This is a genomic window from Mycetocola sp., assembly GCF_025464835.1.
Classification (GTDB): Bacteria; Actinomycetota; Actinomycetes; order Actinomycetales; family Microbacteriaceae; genus Mycetocola_A.
Map to the genome: position 1 here is coordinate 1 of NZ_JAODMP010000085.1, position 16,781 is coordinate 16,781.

The 16,781-nt window shown below is 65.2% G+C and carries 15 protein-coding genes, 1 tRNA gene and 1 pseudogene; 11 read left to right on the forward strand and 6 right to left on the reverse strand.

The window, feature by feature from the left end; genetic code table 11:
- Positions 1 to 336 (forward strand): annotated as a pseudogene (locus tag JWP90_RS10385) (ABC transporter permease); the annotation flags it as partial.
- A 26-nt stretch (positions 337 to 362) separates the two neighbouring features.
- Here the strand turns inward: JWP90_RS10385 and JWP90_RS10390 are convergent.
- The 3 genes from JWP90_RS10390 to JWP90_RS10400 form a co-directional block, all read right to left on the reverse strand.
- Positions 363 to 1,997, reverse strand: coding sequence for a fucose isomerase (locus tag JWP90_RS10390; RefSeq protein WP_297363517.1), 1,635 nt, complete (start codon positions 1,995 to 1,997; stop codon positions 363 to 365).
- A gap of 188 nt (positions 1,998 to 2,185) precedes the next feature.
- The gene (locus tag JWP90_RS10395; RefSeq protein WP_297363519.1) at positions 2,186 to 3,166 is read right to left on the reverse strand and encodes a LacI family DNA-binding transcriptional regulator; all 981 of its coding nucleotides are present in this window, start codon (positions 3,164 to 3,166) and stop codon (positions 2,186 to 2,188) included.
- A gap of 321 nt (positions 3,167 to 3,487) precedes the next feature.
- Positions 3,488 to 3,558: transfer RNA gene (locus JWP90_RS10400), tRNA-Gly, on the reverse strand.
- Positions 3,559 to 3,618: 60 nt separating this feature from the next.
- Here JWP90_RS10400 and dcd point away from each other — a divergent pair.
- Together dcd and JWP90_RS10410 are read left to right on the forward strand one after the other, a co-directional pair.
- Positions 3,619 to 4,224, forward strand: a complete 606-nt coding sequence (gene dcd, locus JWP90_RS10405; RefSeq protein ID WP_297363522.1) for a dCTP deaminase — start codon at positions 3,619 to 3,621, stop codon at positions 4,222 to 4,224.
- A 15-nt stretch (positions 4,225 to 4,239) separates the two neighbouring features.
- Positions 4,240 to 4,761, forward strand: coding sequence for a hypothetical protein (locus JWP90_RS10410; RefSeq protein WP_297363525.1), 522 nt, complete (start codon positions 4,240 to 4,242; stop codon positions 4,759 to 4,761).
- A gap of 26 nt (positions 4,762 to 4,787) precedes the next feature.
- On the opposite strand, the gene JWP90_RS10415 is transcribed toward JWP90_RS10410, so the two are convergent.
- Positions 4,788 to 5,537, reverse strand: a complete 750-nt coding sequence (locus tag JWP90_RS10415) for an SDR family oxidoreductase (RefSeq protein WP_297363528.1) — start codon at positions 5,535 to 5,537, stop codon at positions 4,788 to 4,790.
- Positions 5,538 to 5,630: 93 nt separating this feature from the next.
- Positions 5,631 to 6,488 (reverse strand): fumarylacetoacetate hydrolase family protein, encoded by an 858-nt coding sequence (locus tag JWP90_RS10420; RefSeq protein ID WP_297363531.1) that lies wholly within the window; start codon positions 6,486 to 6,488, stop codon positions 5,631 to 5,633.
- 173 nt (positions 6,489 to 6,661) lie between these two features.
- Here JWP90_RS10420 and JWP90_RS10425 point away from each other — a divergent pair, with 173 nt between their 5' ends.
- The 5 genes from JWP90_RS10425 to JWP90_RS10445 all read left to right on the forward strand — a co-directional run bounded on the left by JWP90_RS10425 (position 6,662) and on the right by JWP90_RS10445 (position 11,919).
- Positions 6,662 to 7,942 carry an L-fuconate dehydratase gene (locus JWP90_RS10425; protein WP_297363534.1) on the forward strand — a complete coding sequence of 427 codons (1,281 nt, stop codon included), beginning with the start codon at positions 6,662 to 6,664 and terminating at the stop codon, positions 7,940 to 7,942.
- Entirely contained in the window at positions 7,939 to 8,895 is a 957-nt protein-coding gene (locus tag JWP90_RS10430; RefSeq protein WP_297363536.1) for an aldo/keto reductase, read from the forward strand. The genes JWP90_RS10425 and JWP90_RS10430 overlap by 4 nt, the downstream gene beginning before the upstream one ends.
- The gene (locus JWP90_RS10435) at positions 8,892 to 9,734 is read left to right on the forward strand and encodes an amidohydrolase (RefSeq protein ID WP_297363539.1); all 843 of its coding nucleotides are present in this window, start codon (positions 8,892 to 8,894) and stop codon (positions 9,732 to 9,734) included. Before JWP90_RS10430 ends, JWP90_RS10435 begins: the two co-directional genes overlap by 4 nt.
- A 27-nt stretch (positions 9,735 to 9,761) precedes the next feature.
- Positions 9,762 to 10,181, forward strand: coding sequence for an RbsD/FucU domain-containing protein (locus tag JWP90_RS10440; protein ID WP_297363542.1), 420 nt, complete (start codon positions 9,762 to 9,764; stop codon positions 10,179 to 10,181).
- A 115-nt stretch (positions 10,182 to 10,296) separates the two neighbouring features.
- Positions 10,297 to 11,919 (forward strand): chromosome partitioning protein, encoded by a 1,623-nt coding sequence (locus JWP90_RS10445; protein WP_297363545.1) that lies wholly within the window; start codon positions 10,297 to 10,299, stop codon positions 11,917 to 11,919.
- On the opposite strand, the gene JWP90_RS10450 is transcribed toward JWP90_RS10445, so the two are convergent.
- Positions 11,916 to 12,785 (reverse strand): sugar phosphate isomerase/epimerase, encoded by an 870-nt coding sequence (locus JWP90_RS10450; protein ID WP_297363548.1) that lies wholly within the window; start codon positions 12,783 to 12,785, stop codon positions 11,916 to 11,918. The genes JWP90_RS10445 and JWP90_RS10450 overlap by 4 nt on opposite strands.
- Positions 12,786 to 12,998: 213 nt before the next feature.
- On the opposite strand from JWP90_RS10450, the gene JWP90_RS10455 reads away from it, so the two are divergent.
- The 3 genes from JWP90_RS10455 to JWP90_RS10465 all read left to right on the forward strand — a co-directional run bounded on the left by JWP90_RS10455 (position 12,999) and on the right by JWP90_RS10465 (position 16,733).
- Positions 12,999 to 14,507 carry a sugar ABC transporter ATP-binding protein gene (locus JWP90_RS10455; protein ID WP_297363551.1) on the forward strand — a complete coding sequence of 503 codons (1,509 nt, stop codon included), beginning with the start codon at positions 12,999 to 13,001 and terminating at the stop codon, positions 14,505 to 14,507.
- 6 nt (positions 14,508 to 14,513) lie between these two features.
- Positions 14,514 to 15,536, forward strand: coding sequence for an ABC transporter permease (locus JWP90_RS10460; RefSeq protein WP_297363554.1), 1,023 nt, complete (start codon positions 14,514 to 14,516; stop codon positions 15,534 to 15,536).
- Positions 15,537 to 15,740: 204 nt separating this feature from the next.
- Positions 15,741 to 16,733: an ABC transporter substrate-binding protein gene (locus JWP90_RS10465; protein WP_297363557.1), complete on the forward strand. Its 993-nt coding sequence runs from the start codon at positions 15,741 to 15,743 to the stop codon at positions 16,731 to 16,733.
- Positions 16,734 to 16,781: the final 48 nt, after the last annotated feature.

A 16,781-nucleotide genomic window follows, 5' to 3' on the forward strand; every position in this document is an offset into this window, starting at 1 on the left:
CGGTGGACCGCCTTTATCATCTGCTCCTCGCTCTCGGTGGTCGCGGGGCTCTTCTCCATCAGCAAGGTGGGGTCCGTGGATGCCGCTGCGGGTCGCGACCTCGTTTTGAGTGGCGTTGCGGCGGCCGTCGTCGGCGGCGTCAGTCTTTTCGGCGGCCGCGGTCGCCTCCTCCACGCGGCCGTTGGCGCGCTCGTGATCGCGGTGATCACGAACGGGCTTGGGCTGTTGAACCTGCCGGCGGGCGTGAACTTCGCGGTCACCGGTGGCGTGCTGATCCTCGCGGCGACGGTGGATGCGGTTTCCCGCAAGCGGGGCGGCGCCATCGTTCGCACCTGAGAGAGCGGGGCGGCCGAACAACTCCCTTACACCGTGACGTCCCCGACCAGGTGCACGCGCACTCCGAGCTCCGCGAACAGTGCAGCTTTCGCGATCAGTGCCTTGTCAGCGGTGTCGGCGTCCGGCGCGTAGACGACCTGGGCGTGGTTGGCCTTGTGGCGGGCCATGTACTGGTCGCGCGTCACCCCGCGGAGCACGACGTGGGCGATCGGCCACTCGGGGTTCGTGGCCTGCTTGCGGCGCTCGGTCTCTTCGGCTGGCAGTTCGACGACGCTCGCGCGGCCGATGTCGAGATTGAGCACGCCGTCGGCGATGTAGACGCGCGACCAAACGATCTCACCCGGCTTGGAAACGCCGTTGATCGTGCTGCCCCCTGCAGGGAAGAACACGGGGCTCTGCCGCCAGCCTTCGGCGTTCTGGTACCCGCCGAGGTGTGAAGCGGGCACCGAGCCGGAGATCTCGTACACCCAGACGAAATCTCCGTCGAACTGTTCACCCCACCGCACATCGTGCAGCGTGTTGTCAGGGACCAGTCCCATCGCCCGCCAGACCCGGTCGGTGATGAGCGCGTCGACGGCGACTCCCTCGTCGGCTTCGTTGAAGTGGGGGAACGCCTTGCCCTCGTGCAGCACCCGCGAGCCGTCACGGCTGGTCACCGGCGGGCGCTCGGTCGAGTTGAGCAGCCCCTCGGCCAGGTCGCTCGCCGGCACGAGATCCTTGAGCCCCTGCTGGTACTGGATGCCGACGGCGTCCAGTCCGAAATCGTCGCTGATCCGCAGCGCGGCGATGTACATCTTGTACTGCCAGGTCAGCTGTTCTTCGGTCAGCTCAGTGGCGTCATCCGTGCCGAGCCGGAACGTCATCCCGGCGTTGGTCAGCCACTCGCCGACGGCGGCGGCATCCTCGTCACTGACGGTGAGCATCTCGGCGTAGAGGGCGCTCTGCGAGAGACGCTCCTTGTAGATGCCGAGTGTGTTGAGCAGTTCGTCGTCGAAGATCGCGTTGTACATGCCCATACAGCCCTCGTCGAAGACGCCGATGATGGCCTTCTCGGTCTGCAGCTGTCGAGCGAGCGCGACACCGAGTTCCTTCTCCGGGGAGTCCGGCAGTTTGGGGAGCGGTCGCACGTGGGATTCGTCGTGTTCGATGGTGCCGGTCTCGGTCCAACTCCGGATGCCGTCGCGGAACCAGTCGTCTGTGAAGTCCACGCTCCAGATCGTGGAGTAGTCGGTTCCCATCTTGGTCAGACCGGCGTTGAGGCCGAGGAGGCCGACGAGACCCGGCCAGTCGGGGGCGAAGTTCGCAACGGTGAGGATCGGTCCCCGGTGGGTGCGGAGCCCGGCGAGCACATGGTGGCTGTACTGCCAAACGGCTTCGGCGACGATCAGCGGTGCGGTCGGCGGAATGTCCCTGAAGACGTCCAGTCCCATCCGCTGGCTGCGGATGAAGCCATGGCCCAGATCGGGGTCGATCGGGTTGCCGCGTTTGATCGTCCAGCCGATTCCGGCGAAGGCCCTTTCCAGGTCCCGCTCCATCGCCTCCTGTACCGGCCACCCGGCGGTGTTGGCCGATTCGCGGAGGTCTCCGCTCGAGATCAGATAGGCGGTTTTCGGCTCAGCGGTCGCCTCGGGAGAAGGCGTGGGGAGGCTGTAGGTCGACATCGTTGGCTCCTTGGTTGACAGGGTGTTTTCAGGGTCGCAGAAATCGATTTCACAATCAAGCCGCCGGGGTGCGCCGGTGGTGGCGAGTTGCCCCGGACTGCTGTCCACCGGCGCCACGAACGACGCTTTCAGGCAACTCGATCGACCGGACGACCTGTCGTGGCGATTCGACGGGTCGAGCAGCCCGGTCAGGTGTGAACGGATGCCACGGCCAGCTCGCCGGGCAGCAGCACGGTGCGCGCGGGCTCCCGGTTGCCCGCGATGCGGGAGACCAGCATTTTCACGGCTGTGGTGCCAAGGTCGCGGGTGGGCAGATGCACGAGGGAGATCAGCCCGGGTGACAGCGTCGTGAATGGAAGGTCGCCGATCACTCCAACGCCGAATGCCGGTGGAGTGAGCCCGTGCTCGTTGAGCACCTGGAGCGCGCCGACGCCCATGAGGTTGTTCGTGACCACGACGGCATCCGGCGTCTCCGCTTCGGCGAGCAGCTCCGCCATCGCCGCCCGGCCGCCGTCGACCCGGTAGTTGGCGATCTTGAGCAGGAGCTCAGAGTCGTAGCCGCCGCGTGCCTCGACGACGTGACGCCAGCCCCGTGCACGGTCGGTGGCGGTGACAACCGTTTCGGGCCCGGCGATGCAGGCAACACGTTCGAAGCCCGCGTCGAACAGCGCTGTCGTGACCGATGCTCCCGCAGGTTCGTTCTCGATCATCACGTGGTCAACATCGAACGCGGTCGTGCGGTCAACCGTGACCACGGGGCGACCCGACGCGATGATGCTCGACAGATCGCTCTGGTCGGATGCCGGGACGAGAATGACGCCGGCCATGTTCTCCGAGAGGGCGATCTGGAGGTAGGTCGCTTCCTTGCCCGGGTCGTCGTCGGTGTTACACAGCACAACCGAGAACCCGGCGGCCTGCGCGCGGTCCTCGACGCCGCGAGCCATGGCGGTGAAGAAGGGATTCTCGATGTCGGGGATGATCAGTGCGAGAACCTCCGAACTCTGCTTGCGCAGTGACCGAGCGGTGCGGTTCGGGGTGAAGGCCAGGGTGGAGGCGGCCTCACGCACGAGCTTCGACTTCTCGTCGGAGACCGGACGGCCGTTGAAAACGCGTGAGACCGTTGCCGGAGACACGCCTGCCAGGGCGGCGACTTGGTAGATCGTGGCCATGAGATCCTTCTGCCTCGTCGACATCGTTGCGCCGATGCTTCATGTTCTGCAACGGTATCGCGGCCGGGGGAACCTCAGGGACGGGTGCCGACACACGCGAAACCCCCGGCCGTCGTCGGGCGGGGGTTTCCGTTCAGCCGTGGGAGTTCAGCCGCAATCGACGGGCGGCCGCTACCGCGAGGTGTGGAGGAGGGTAGCTGTCGCGGTCGATGCCCGCCTGCTCGAGTGCGCCGCCCAGCATTGGGGTGTCGATGACACCCGGGGCGACCGAGTTGACACGGATGTTCTCGCCTGCGGTTGCCGAGCCGGATGAGACAAGAGAGCGGATGACGGGAATCGAACCCGCGCTATCAGCTTGGGAAGCTGAAGTTCTGCCATTGAACTACATCCGCACGTGACGCCCGGTGGCGTCGCCGCAATACTATCAAGCCTCGCCCTTATAAACTGACCTCGTGCTTCTCTCCGACCGCGACATCAAATCTGAGCTGGCATCCGGGCGCATCGGTCTTGAACCGTCCCACCCCGAGATGGTCCAGCCCTCGAGCGTCGACGTGCGCCTCGACCGGTACTTCCGGTTGTTCGACAACCACAAGTACCCGTACATCGACCCGGCCGAAGACCAGCCCGATCTGACCCGCCTGATCGAGGCGAAGCCGAATGAAGCATTCATCCTGCACCCGGGCGAATTCGTACTTGGGTCGACCTACGAACAGATCACCCTGCCCGACGACGTCGCTGCCCGGCTCGAGGGCAAAAGCTCGCTCGGCCGCCTCGGCCTGCTCACCCACTCCACCGCCGGCTTCATCGACCCCGGCTTCAGCGGACACGTCACCCTCGAACTCAGCAACGTCGCCACACTTCCCATCAAGCTCTGGCCCGGTATGAAGATCGGTCAGCTCTGCTTCTTCCAGCTCAGTTCGGCTGCCGAGAAGCCATACGGTTCGGCGGAATACAGCTCGAGGTACCAGGGGCAACGCGGCCCGACGGCATCTCGCTCGTTCCAGAACTTCCACCGCACAGACATCGGCGTCGTCGACGTCGGAAGCCTCGGCAGTTAGCAGAAAGGCCCCGCCATGAGTGACGCCGCCGACCTCCCCTTCGCCGAAGCCCTCATCTCGGGTGCCGCCACATCGCAGTACCCCAACCGGATGTCCCGGTTCGGCCGGATGGTCGGTCGCTGGCAGGTGCACTCAAAGCGCCTCGACGAGAAGACGGGGCACTGGCACGAAACCGACTTCCTCTGGGTGATGTCGTTCATCCTCGACGGCAAGGCCGTTCAGGATGTCGCCCTGCACCCCCGAGAGGACGGCGGGTACGACGCAATCGCCACAGCGGTGCGCGTCTACGACCGCGACATGGGTGCCTGGCGGGTCAGCTACTTCGAACCGGAGCGCGGGGAGTACGCCCACCTCGTGGCGACCGCACACAAGCGGGACGGCATCCGGCAGGACGGCACACGCAACGACGGGCTCCTGATCCGGTGGAACTTCTCGAAGATAACCGACACCTCGTACACCTGGGAAAGCTTCGTCTCCGAAGACGAGGGCGCGACCTGGGTGCTCAACGAGCACAACGAAGGCCGCCGCATCGGCTGAACTGGTTCGCCGTCTCGCTCTCGTCGTCACTCGGGACGGAGGCGCAGTTCCTGCATTCCGCCGTCGACCGCGATCGACGTGCCCGTCGTCGACCCGGAACGCGGGCTCGCGAGGTAGGCGACAGCATCCGCGACCTCTGACGCGGCAACCATGCGACCGTGCGGTTGCCTGGCGTTGAGCGCGGCGCGCTCTGCCTCCGGATCGGCGGCGCTCGACAGGAGCCGACCAATCCACGGCGTGTCGGCAGTTCCCGGGTTCACGGCATTGACGCGGATGCCCTCGCGCAGGTGATCGGCCGCCATCGCACGGGTGAGGGAGAGCACCGCACCCTTCGAGGCACTGTACAGCGCGCGGGAGGGCAGGCCCGCCGTCGCCGCGATCGACGACGTGTTGACGATCGCGGCCGACCGAGACTTCCGCAACCAGGGCAGCGCCGCAGCGGATACCCTGGCGATGCCGGTCACATTGATGCTCAACACCCGGGCCCACTCGTCGTCGTCGTTGTCGGCGACGGTTCCCTGGGCCCCGATGCCGGCGTTGTTGATGACAATGTCGATCCGGCCGAATCTCGCCGCGACCGCGGCGATGGCCGCTTCGACTGACCCGCGGTCCGCGACGTTCGCCTGCAGCGCGAGGTGGGCGGGGTCGGCGCCGGCGGGATCCAGGTCGAGCACAGCGACCTGTGCGCCGGCTTCGGAGAGCCGGGCGGCGATCGCGGCGCCGATCCCCGAAGCGCCGCCGGTGACGACGGCTACGAGGTTGTCGAACTCTGGCATGAGGTGCTCCTTTGTCGTGGGTGGTCTCTCGAGCTGAGCGAAGCCGCTGCGGCCGAGTCGAGGGCCGTCGATACGCGACGAGGTGGGCTGGGGTCAGCGGGGCTGGTGCGCCGTGAACACCTGACGCTGCCGGCCGAGGCCCTCGATCTCGATCTCGACGACGTCGCCGTCGGTGAGATACGGGAACCGGCCGGACAGCGCCACACCCTCAGGGGTGCCGGTCAGGATGAGGTCGCCCGGCTCGAGAGCCAGGTACTGGCTGAGGTGCCAGACGACGTGCTCGACACTGAAGATCAGGTCTGCCGTCGTCGAGTCCTGCCGGGGTTCACCGTTCACGAAGCTTCTCAGCTGCAGGTTGCCGTGGTCGACCTCGTCTGGTGTGACCAGCCAGGGCCCGGTCGGGTTGAAGCCGGGCGCGCACTTGCCTTTTGACCACTGGCCCCCAGAGGCTTCGAGCTGGAAGGTTCGCTCCGACACATCGTTCGCCGTCACGAAACCCGCGATGTGCTCGCGCGCCTCGTCCGGGGAGTCGAGGTAAGAAGCCCGCTTGCCGATGACGATGCCGAGCTCGACCTCCCAGTCGGTCTTCGTGCTCCCGCGGGGGATCTCGACCGGATCGTTCGGTCCGACAACGGTGTTCGGGGTCTTCAGGAACATGATCGGGATCTCCGGCGGCGCCGAGCCCGACTCCGCGGCGTGCGCGGCGTAGTTCATGCCGATGCAGATCACAGCGCTCGGACGGGCGATCGGAGCGCCGATCCGCAGTTCGTCCGCGCCGGGCAGAGTCGAGAGCGACCCGGCATTGAGGGCGGTACGCACCCTCTCCACCCCAGAGGAGGAGAGGAAGTCGCCGTCGATGTCAGCGGTGATGGAGGAGATGTCGTGCCACGTTCCGTCGACACCGACCACGGGTGTTTCGAAACCGATCGGGCCCAATCGTGCGAGTCTCATGTGGACCTCTCTGTCATATGCCTCACGGTGCGGGGCATCCGCGCCTGGCCGGAACATCTGAACTGTCGTGCCGCCGTCTCCGGCTCGGCCGCGAAGAATCGGCGACGCGGTCTGACATTGACATTCTATACATCGGATGTTTAGGGTGAGGGGGCCCAAGAAGGAGATCATCCGTGAGCATCGTCCGCGCGCTGGAGACCAGCGACATCCGCTTCCCGACATCGACGCAGCTCGACGGATCCGACGCCATGAACCTCGACCCGGACTACTCAGCGGCGTACGTGAGGGTGCTCACCGACGCGGACGACGGGCACGAGGGTCATGGGTTCGTGTTCACCATCGGGCGGGGAAACGACGTGCAGGTCGCTGCGATCCAGGCGCTTGCCGGTCACATCATCGGCCGGAACGCCGAGGACCTGCTCGCGAACATGGGCGCCACGTGGCGCGAGTTCGTCTGGGACTCACAGTTACGCTGGCTGGGCCCTGAGAAGGGTGTCATGCACATGGCGATCGGTGCGGTCGTCAACGCCCTGTGGGATCTGAAGGCCAAGCGCGCGGGGCTACCGCTCTGGCAGCTGCTCGGCAGGATGAGCCCCGAAGAGATCGTCGAGCTCGTCGACTTCCGCTATCTCACCGATGCCCTCACCCCTGAAGAGGCCATCGGCATCCTCCGTGCCTCGGAGTCCGGCCGCCTCGAGCGTGAAGCCGAATTGCTCGCCTCCGGTTATCCGGCTTACACGACCACTCCAGGCTGGCTGGGCTACAGCGACGAGAAGCTGGTACGCCTTGCGAAGGAGGCGGTCGCGGAGGGCTACGGCATGATCAAGCTCAAGGTCGGCGGCAACGTCGACGACGACATCCGGCGGATGCGGCTCGCTCGTGAAGCAGTCGGGCCCGACATCCGGATCGGAACCGACGCCAACCAGCGTTGGGGCGTCGATGAAGCGATCGAATGGATGTCGCGCCTTGCCGAATTCGACGTCGCCTGGATCGAGGAGCCGACCAGCCCCGATGACCTGCTCGCCCACGCCGCCATCGCGCGCGGCGTCGCTCCCATTCCGGTTGCGACGGGAGAGCACATGGCGAACCGGATCATGTTCAAGCAGTTCCTCCAGGCCGACGCACTCCAGGTCCTCCAGATCGATGCGAGCCGCGTCGCCGGAGTCAACGAAAACGTCGCCATCCTTCTGCTCGCTGCGAAGTTCGGTGTCCCCGTATGCCCACACGCCGGCGGCGTCGGTCTGTGTGAAGCGGTGCAGCACCTGTCCATGTTCGACTTCGTCGCGGTCTCGGGCTCGCAGGACGGCCGGGTCATCGAATTCGTCGACCACCTGCACGAGCACTTCGTCACCCCCGTCGACATGCGGAACGGCCGCTATTCTGCCCCAACCGCGCCGGGCAACGGCATGGAGATGTACGCAGCGAGTCGGGCAGGGTACGCTTTCGGCGCATGAGCGAACTCCACCTTCCTCGGCTCGGCTACGGCGCCGCGAACGTCGGCAACCTGTTCCGTGCACTCGACGATGACACCGCGTGGGAGATCCTGCAGGCGGCGTGGGATGCCGGCATCCGATACTTCGATACCGCCCCGCACTACGGTCTCGGACTCTCGGAACGGCGACTCGGGGCGTTCCTCGCGACGAAGCCGCGTGACCAGTTCGTCGTTTCGACGAAGGTCGGCCGCCTGCTCGAGCCGCACCCGGAGGGTGCGGCGGAACTCGACCTGGAGCATGACTTCGCCGTGCCCGCCGACCACCGGCGAGTCTGGGACTTCTCTGCCGACGGCATCCGTTCGAGTGTGGAGGAGTCTCTCGAGCGCACTGGCCTTGACCGGTTCGACATTCTCTACCTGCACGACCCGGAGCGCCACAGCTTGCAGGAGGGCCTGGACACGGCAATTCCGGCGCTTGCGCATTTCCGTGACCAGGGCATGACTCGCGCCGTCGGAGTCGGATCGATGGACACCGACGCCCTTCTCGCCTCGGCGAACACCGGGGCTCTCGACCTGCTCATGGTCGCCGGGCGTTACACCCTCGCCGAGCAGCCGGCGCTCGCCGACGTCGTTCCCGCCTGCCGCGCGAATGGCGTCGGGATCGTCAACGCCTCGGTCTTCAACTCCGGCCTGCTCGCGACGGACGACCCGGGCGAGGACGCCCGCTACGAGTACGGCGGGGTACCCGCACCGGTTCTGGAACGCGTCCAGGCGATCGCTCGGGTGTGCCGGGAATTCCAGGTTCCGCTGCCGGCCGCCGCACTTCAGTACACGTTGCGCGATGACACGGTCCGCTCGATCGTGGTCGGCGGCAGCAAACCCGGGCAGTTGAAGCAGAACGCCGCGCGGATGGTGCAGCCGATCCCGGCAGAACTCTGGGACGCACTGGTCGAAAAGGACCTGATCCCGGCATGACCACTCTCCGCCGCATTGACGCGCACCTGCACCTCTGGGACCTCTCGGTCTCGGAGTACAGCTGGCTGGGGCCGCAATTCGGCCCGCTCTTCGCGGACTGGTCAGCCGAGCAGGCGGGGCCGGAACTGCGTCGCGCCGGCATGGACGGAGCCATCCTGGTCCAGGCCGAGGACTCGCTCGTCGATACGCGGTTCATGCTCGACAACGCCGATACCCACGACTGGGTGCTCGGCGTCGTCGGCTGGGTGCAGCTGGATTCCACGGATGCCGCCCATCGCGACCTCGACGTGTGGTCGCAACACCCAAAATTCCGCGGAATCCGGCACCTGCTCAACGACGACCCGAGGGACGAGTTCCTGGATCTTCCGGAGGTGCGCGCGTCACTCGCCGAGGTTGCGCGCCGGGGACTGGTCTTCGACGTCCACGATGCGTGGCCCCGCCACCTCGACCGTGCCTCCAGGGTCGCCGCCGATCTGCCGGAGCTGACCGTCGTGCTGGACCACCTCGCCAAACCGCCCCGCGGACGCGACGATTTCCCGGCCTGGCGTTCGAGCCTGGCCCGGTTCGCCGCGCAACCGAACACGATCGGCAAGCTTTCCGCCCTCCACAGTCCGGATGCCCCGTTCACCGTCGATGCGCTGCGTCAGACGTTCGACGCCGCGCTCGCCGCATTCGGCGCTGACCGGTTGATGTACGGCGGTGACTGGCCGATGACAATCCCCCACGGCGGATACCAGCCGAACTGGCACGTGATGAGATCACTCCTCGCCGAGCTCAGCCAATCCGAGCAGAACGCGATCCTCGGCAGCACCGCGAGCCGGGTGTACGGCATCCGATAACACCACCACAATGAGAGGAACGGCCACATGTTGCAGGGAATCCACCCCCTCCTCACCGGCGAACTGCTGATGCACCTGGACGAGATGGGTCATTCAGACACCGTGATCATCGTCGACGCACACTTCCCGGCATCCCGTCTTGCCGAGAGGCTGATCACCCTGCCGGGAACCACGTCGCCCGAGGTGCTCGCGGCCGTGCGCAGCGTGCTGCCCCTCGATGACAGCCCGGCGGTCGATCTCATGACTTCCGCTGACGGGACCGTGCTCGACGTGCAGCGAGAGCTGCTGTCCGCTGCGGGTGTGACCGAGGACGAGGCTCAATTCGTGGACCGTTTCGGCTTCTACGACGACGCGGAGGATGCCTACGTCATCATCCGTACGGGAGAAACGCGCAAGTACGGCTGTGTCATCGTACGCAAGGGACTCGTTGGTCATCCCTCGGCCTGAAAACCGCTGTCGATTGCGCCCCCGGTTGCGGGTCACGCAATACTGGTAGTCGGAAACCGGTCGCTTTGACGCCGAAAGGGCGTCTCATGGCCGCAGAAAGAAACGGTGACCTGACGTGTCGAACGTGCCGAATGAACCACAGATCACAGCGATCGTCCGATCCAATGGTACCGGTGAGGTCGCGGTCGACGGCGAACGGTTCGAGATGCAGACGGTAGATGTCGCAAGCGCTCGCGCGGCGGTCATCGCCCGTGTCGCCGAGGAAGCCGGTTCCCGGGGCCGCCCGGTCCGGGTGGCGACGACAGATCTCGACGGCGTCTACGCCCTCATCGTGCACCCCAACGGTGACGTGGAATCTGAAGGGCCCATCCGTGCGGACGAGGCTGTCATCGCCCAGCCGGAATCCGCCCTCGCGCCGCCCCCGCCGTTCGGTCTGGGCGACCTGATCGGCTTCACCGAATTGGGCCCGGATCCCACACCTGGGTCCGGCAAACACTTCGAGCCCGCGCGGACCCGACGGTCGACGTTCCGCGCGCACGGCGACGATGCCGGCCGGACTGATGCCACGGACGATTCCGTCATGGGCGAGCCCGAAGTGCTGCCGGCCAACGGTGCTACCACCGCGCTGGTGCCCGACCCTGTCGTGAGCGATCCTCCGCTGATGCCTGAGACGGGTCCGGCATCCAGCGCGGTCGGCTCCGCCCGCCCAGCCGCTGCCGACCTGCCGACCCATGTCGCCGAGCCGGCGCTTGCGCCCTCCCGGGCGGGCATCCACTCGCTGTCGGCGGAGGGAGCCTCTGAGGCCGTCCCGACACTCGACGACTTCCTCCAGTCGCGACCGTCGGCGCCAGAGGGGCCGGCGAAGCAGGGCTGGCAGGGTTTCGTGCGCCGCATGACGGGCGGCGTTCTTTCGCCACGACCGGGCAAAGCCGAACAGTCACACCGGGACGCCATCCACCGTGTTCAGCGAGGTCTCAAGGGGCCACGCACCATCGTGGTGCTCAACCCGAAGGGCGGCGCGCACAAGACCACCGCGACGCTTCTGCTCGCTGCGACCTTCGGGATCCACCGGGGCGGCTCCACGCTCGCCTGGGACAACAACGAGACGCGCGGAACCCTCGGCTGGCGGGCACAGCCGTCTCGGCATTCGAACACCGCCGTGGATCTGCTCCGCGACGTCCACCTGTTCGCCGACGTGAGGTCGGCCCGTGTGGGGCACCTCGACAACTACGTCAGGGGCCAGGGCGACGCCCAGTTCGATGTCCTCGCCTCCGACGAGGATGCCGCGGCGTCTTCGACGATCGACGCAAAGGCGTTCGACAGCCTCCACTCGACGCTCAGCCGGTTCTACCGTCTGCTCGTCATCGACACCGGGAACAACATGCGTGCCTCGAACTGGGAGGCCGCGGTCGAAGCGGCCGACCAGCTTGTCGTGGTCACCACCGTCAATGAGGAGACCGCAGCCAGTGCGGCATGGCTGCTCGACGGCCTCCGCCAGAAGGGCCACCAGGACAAGGTCAGCCAGGCGGTGACCATCCTGTCTGCGCCGGGTGACGCGGTGCAGCCGGAGCTCACTCAGCGCCTGCACACGCACTTCTCCGCGCTCACCCGGGTGGTGCTCGAGGTTCCGTACGACCAGGGCTTCCAGAGCGGAGGGCCGCTCAACGTCGAGGTGCTCGCACCGCAGACCCGTGAGGCGTGGCTGCGGGTGACGGCGGCGGTCGCCGACGGACTCTAGTGCAGGCCGATCGACTCCACTGCCCGAAGCTGCCCGCGGATGAACTGGTTCGCGTGCGCGGCGAGGTCATCGGAGTCGTCCCAGAGGTTCCGCCAGATACCGAGCATCCGGCTCAGGTCCTCGTTGACCACGGCTGACGAGAACGACTCGAAAACGACAGGGCCGTCGTATCCGTTCCGCGCCAAGCCGCGGAAGAACGAGCCGAAGTCGACGGTGCCGGACCCCAGATAGCCGCGATGGCTCTCGCCGATGTGCACGTAGCCGAGCCGGTCGCCCACATCGAGCACGGGGGTGTACTGGTCGGATTCCTCGATGTTCATGTGGTACGTGTCGAGGTGCACCGAGACGTTGGTGTGACCGACCTGGTCCAGGAACTCGAGCGCCTGCCTGCCGGTGTTCATCACGTTCGTCTCGTAACGGTTCACGACCTCCAGTGACAGGCGGATGCCGAGATCCTCGGCTCGGGAGGCGAGACGAGACAGAGCCTGGGCGCTGGATGCCCGACCGGCCAGAGTGGCGGGGGCCATGTATTTCTTCATCGCGCTGTAGATCACACCGCACAGATTGCTGCCGCCCATGGCGTGGACGATGTCGATGCATTCCTCAAGCAGGCGTTCCCCGGCGGCGACGACCGATGGGTCATCACTCGTCAGATCGGTGCCCGCGCTCAGGCCCAGGGAAGCGCTTACAGCGAGGTCGTTGTCCTTGAGGAGGCGGGCCGCAAGCATCCGATCAAAGTGATAGGGGTCCATCAGCGGAATTTCAATGAGATCGAACCCGGCCTGCTTGGTCTTTTCGATGGCCTTTGTCAATCCGGCCTGCTCGAATGAGCCGGAGAAGACGAGAGCGTGTGCGCCTATGAGCACGATCGTGTCCTTTCAGAAGACGAGGCCAACCGATTCGGGCCCGCGGTGAAATCCCACCCTATTCGGATGGCCGAGAATTAGATACATTGGGGTACAACTGAAAACCCGACCGGATCGATTTTTAGAATTGGTCGGATCTCTGGGCTTTCCGTGGCAGAATCCTTCTGGGAACCGAGAGCCCCGGTTCCACCCTCCGACGAAGTAGGTGAACGAGTGCCGACCCAACTGTTGAAGGTCAGCGGAATCAGCAAAAGCTTCCCTGGTGTCCAGGCCCTTCAGGACGTCCAGTTCGAGCTGAACCGTGGTGAGGTGCTCACCCTGGTCGGCGAGAACGGTGCAGGCAAGTCGAGCCTGATGAAGATCCTGTCCGGTATCTACGCGAAGGATGCCGGCAGCATCGTCCTCGAGGGCGAAGAGGTCGTCATCGACAGCCCTCGCGCGGCGCAGCAGGTCGGCATCAGCATCATCCACCAGGAGATGAACCTGATGCCTCATTTGACCGTCGCCCAGAACATCTATATCGGGCGAGAGCCACGCACCATGGGATTCGTCAATGAACGACGTCTCAATCGTCAGGCCGCTGACCTGCTCAACCGACTCGGCATCCACCTGAATCCTCGCAGGCTCGTCGGTGAGCTCAGCGTGGCACACCAGCAGATGGTCGAGATAGCGAAGGCGTTGTCGTTCGACGCCAAAGTGCTCATCATGGACGAGCCGACCTCGGCGCTGACCGAGTCCGAGACCGAAACACTCTTCCGCCTGATCGAGGGCCTCAAGGAGCACGGCACCGGGATCATCTATATCTCGCACCGCATGGAGGAGCTGCGTCGAATCGCCGACCGGGTCACCGTGCTCCGGGACGGGCATTACATCGGGAGCCTGGACAAGGGCGAGATCGACATCCCCACTGTCATCGAGATGATGGTCGGCCGTCACATCGAGGAAGGTGCCCGCCCTGAGGCTCGTCAGCACGCTCATGACGACGTCGTCCTGAAGGTGGAGAACCTCGGCACCCGGCACCTGCTCAAGGACATCAGCTTCGAACTCAGGCGCGGCGAAATCCTCGGGTTCGCTGGCCTGATGGGCGCTGGGCGTACCGAAGTCGCACGCGCGATCATCGGCGCGGACCCCTCAGAGGGCGCGGTCATCCACGTGCAGGGCAAGGAAGTGAAGATCCACCAGCCGTCGGATGCCGTCGCGCACGGAATCGGCTATCTCTCGGAGGACCGTAAAGCGCTGGGGCTCCTGCTCGAGCGAGACGTCAACACCAACATCCTGCTTGCCTCGCTCAACGACTACACCGGGCCGCTCGGTTTCATGCGTACCGGCAAAGGCAAGCAGAAATCCCGGGGCTACGTCGAGTCGTTGCGGATCAAAACCCCGTCGATCCACCAGATCACCAAGAACCTCTCCGGAGGCAACCAGCAGAAAGTCGTCATCGCCAAGTGGCTGGCGCGGGACTGCGACATTCTCATCTTCGACGAACCCACGCGCGGAATCGACGTGGGCGCCAAGGAGGAGATCTACCGGCTGCTCAACGATCTCGTCGCCCAGGGCAAATCGATCATCATGATTTCCTCAGAGCTTCCCGAGGTGTTGCGGCTGTCGCACCGGATCGTTGTGATGGCCGGCGGGCGCATCACCGGGATCCTCAACAATGAAGACGCGAGCCAGGCGAAAATCATGGACTATGCGACCAACATCGACGACGAGAAAGAGTAAAGGGAAATGAACGCATCTCCTGTCATCGAAAAAGCGCCGAAGGTCGGCGAGACCGCTCCTGCGAAGTCGGGGACAGCAGTGACCTTCCTCCGCGCCAAGCTCCAGCAGTCGCTGGCGTTCGGCACCCTCATCGTTCTCGTGATCTTCTTCTCGATCGCCAGCAGCAACTTCTTCAGCTGGTCGAACATTTCGAGCATCCTGCTCGCGACGGCCGTGATCGGAATCCTGGCGCTCGGCACGACGTTCGTCATCATCACCGGTGGCATCGACCTGTCGATCGGTACCGGCATGACACTGGCTGCGGTGATGACGGGTATCTTCCTCGTCAACATGCAACTGCCACTGATCGTCGGTGTGCTCGGCGGACTCGCGACGGGTGCGCTGATGGGGTTCATCAACGGGGTGAACATCGCCATCCTCAAGCTGCCCCCATTCATCGCGACCCTGGCGATGATGCTCATCGCTCAGGGTCTCGCCCTGGTGATCTCCGGGGTCCGTCCCATCTATTTCTCCGGAGTAGAGGGGTTCAAGAACATCTCACTGGGGACCATCATCCCCGGGCTGCCCAACGCGGTCCTCATCCTGTTCCTCCTCGCCATCGTCGCCTACCTGCTGCTGAGCAAGACCCTGTTCGGCCGCTACACCTTCGCGATCGGCAGCAATGAGGAGGCGACCCGCCTGTCGGGCGTCAACACCCGCAAGTGGCTGATCGTCGTCTATACGGTGGCGGGACTCTTCACCGGTTTCGCCGGTGTCGTGATCGCCGCCCGACTCGACTCGGCCCAGCCGCAGATCGGTGTCGGCTATGAACTCCAGGCCATCGCCGCCGTCATCATCGGTGGCACCTCGCTCCTCGGCGGACGTGGCTCGATCATGGGTACGGTCATCGGTGCGCTCATCATGAGCGTGCTGATCAACGGCCTGCGGATCATGTCCATCCAAACCGAATGGCAGAACGTGGTCGTCGGAATCGTCATCCTGATCGCCGTCTTCACCGACACCCTCCGCCAGCGGCGATCGGCCACCTAAGCCCCCACGAACCGGGAAGGGCTGGCAGAACCGAGAGGCCGGGCTGCCTTTCCCGCGCAATCGTGAAATCGATTGCATCGGCGTGATCCTGTGGGATATAACGATCTTGTATCTACGTGTACTATCGCCACTCCCGGTCACTCAAACGAAATACCATGGCCGAGTCAGCCGCTGGCTGGCCCGAACGAACAATGGAGTTATTCGATGAAAACAGGTAAGAAAGTCGCCGCACTCGCGGCTGCGGCCGCGGTGGCCCTGAGCCTCGCCGGCTGTTCGAACGGCGGCGGCGGAGGAACGGCCGAGAGCTCCGGGTCCGGCGAGGGCGACATCCAGATCGCACTCGTTTCAAAAGGCTTCCAGCACCAGTTCTGGCAGGCGGTCAAGCAGGGCGCTGAACAGCGGGCAGAAGAGCTCGGCGTGTCAGTGACCTTCGATGGTCCTGCGGCCGAGACGGAGATCGACGGCCAGCTGCAGATGCTGCAGGCAGCCATCGACAAGAAGCCGGATGCCATCGGCTTCGCCGCCCTGGACCCCGAGGCGTGCATCCCGCTCTACGACGCAGCTGAAAGCGCCGGCATCCCGGTCGTCGAGTTCGACGCGGGCTGCTCCAGCGAATACGGCCAGAGCATCGCCAAGACCGACAGCCTGGGTGCAGGTGCCCTCGCCGCCGACCACATGGCCGAGCTCATCGGCGGAGAAGGCGAGGTGGCCATCGTCGGCCACAGCCAGATCAACTCGACCGGCGTGGAGCGTCGCGACGGTTTCGTCGATCAAATGGAAGCGGAATACCCCGACATCGAAATCGTCGACATCCAGTATGGTGACGGCGACCACCTCAAGTCGGCTGACATCGCGAAAGCCATGATCCAGGCCCACCCGAACCTCAAGGGCATCTACGGCACCAACGAAGGCTCCGCGATCGGCGTCGTCAACGCTGTCGGCGAGCTGGGCCTCGAGTCCGGCGAACTGACCGTCGTCGGCTTCGACTCCGGTCAGGCTCAGATCGACGCCATCGAGAACGGGCTGATGGCCGGCGCCATCACCCAGAACCCGATCGGCATCGGCGAAGAGGTCGTGCAGGCCGCATACGACATCATCAACGGTGAAACTCCGGAGGAAGTCATCGACACCGGCTACTTCTGGTACGACAAGGACAACATGGATGACGAGGAGATCGCCGCGGTTCTCTACAAGTAAGATCGCGTGACTCAGTACTCGGCCCCTTCCTCCTTCCCGGGGGGAGGG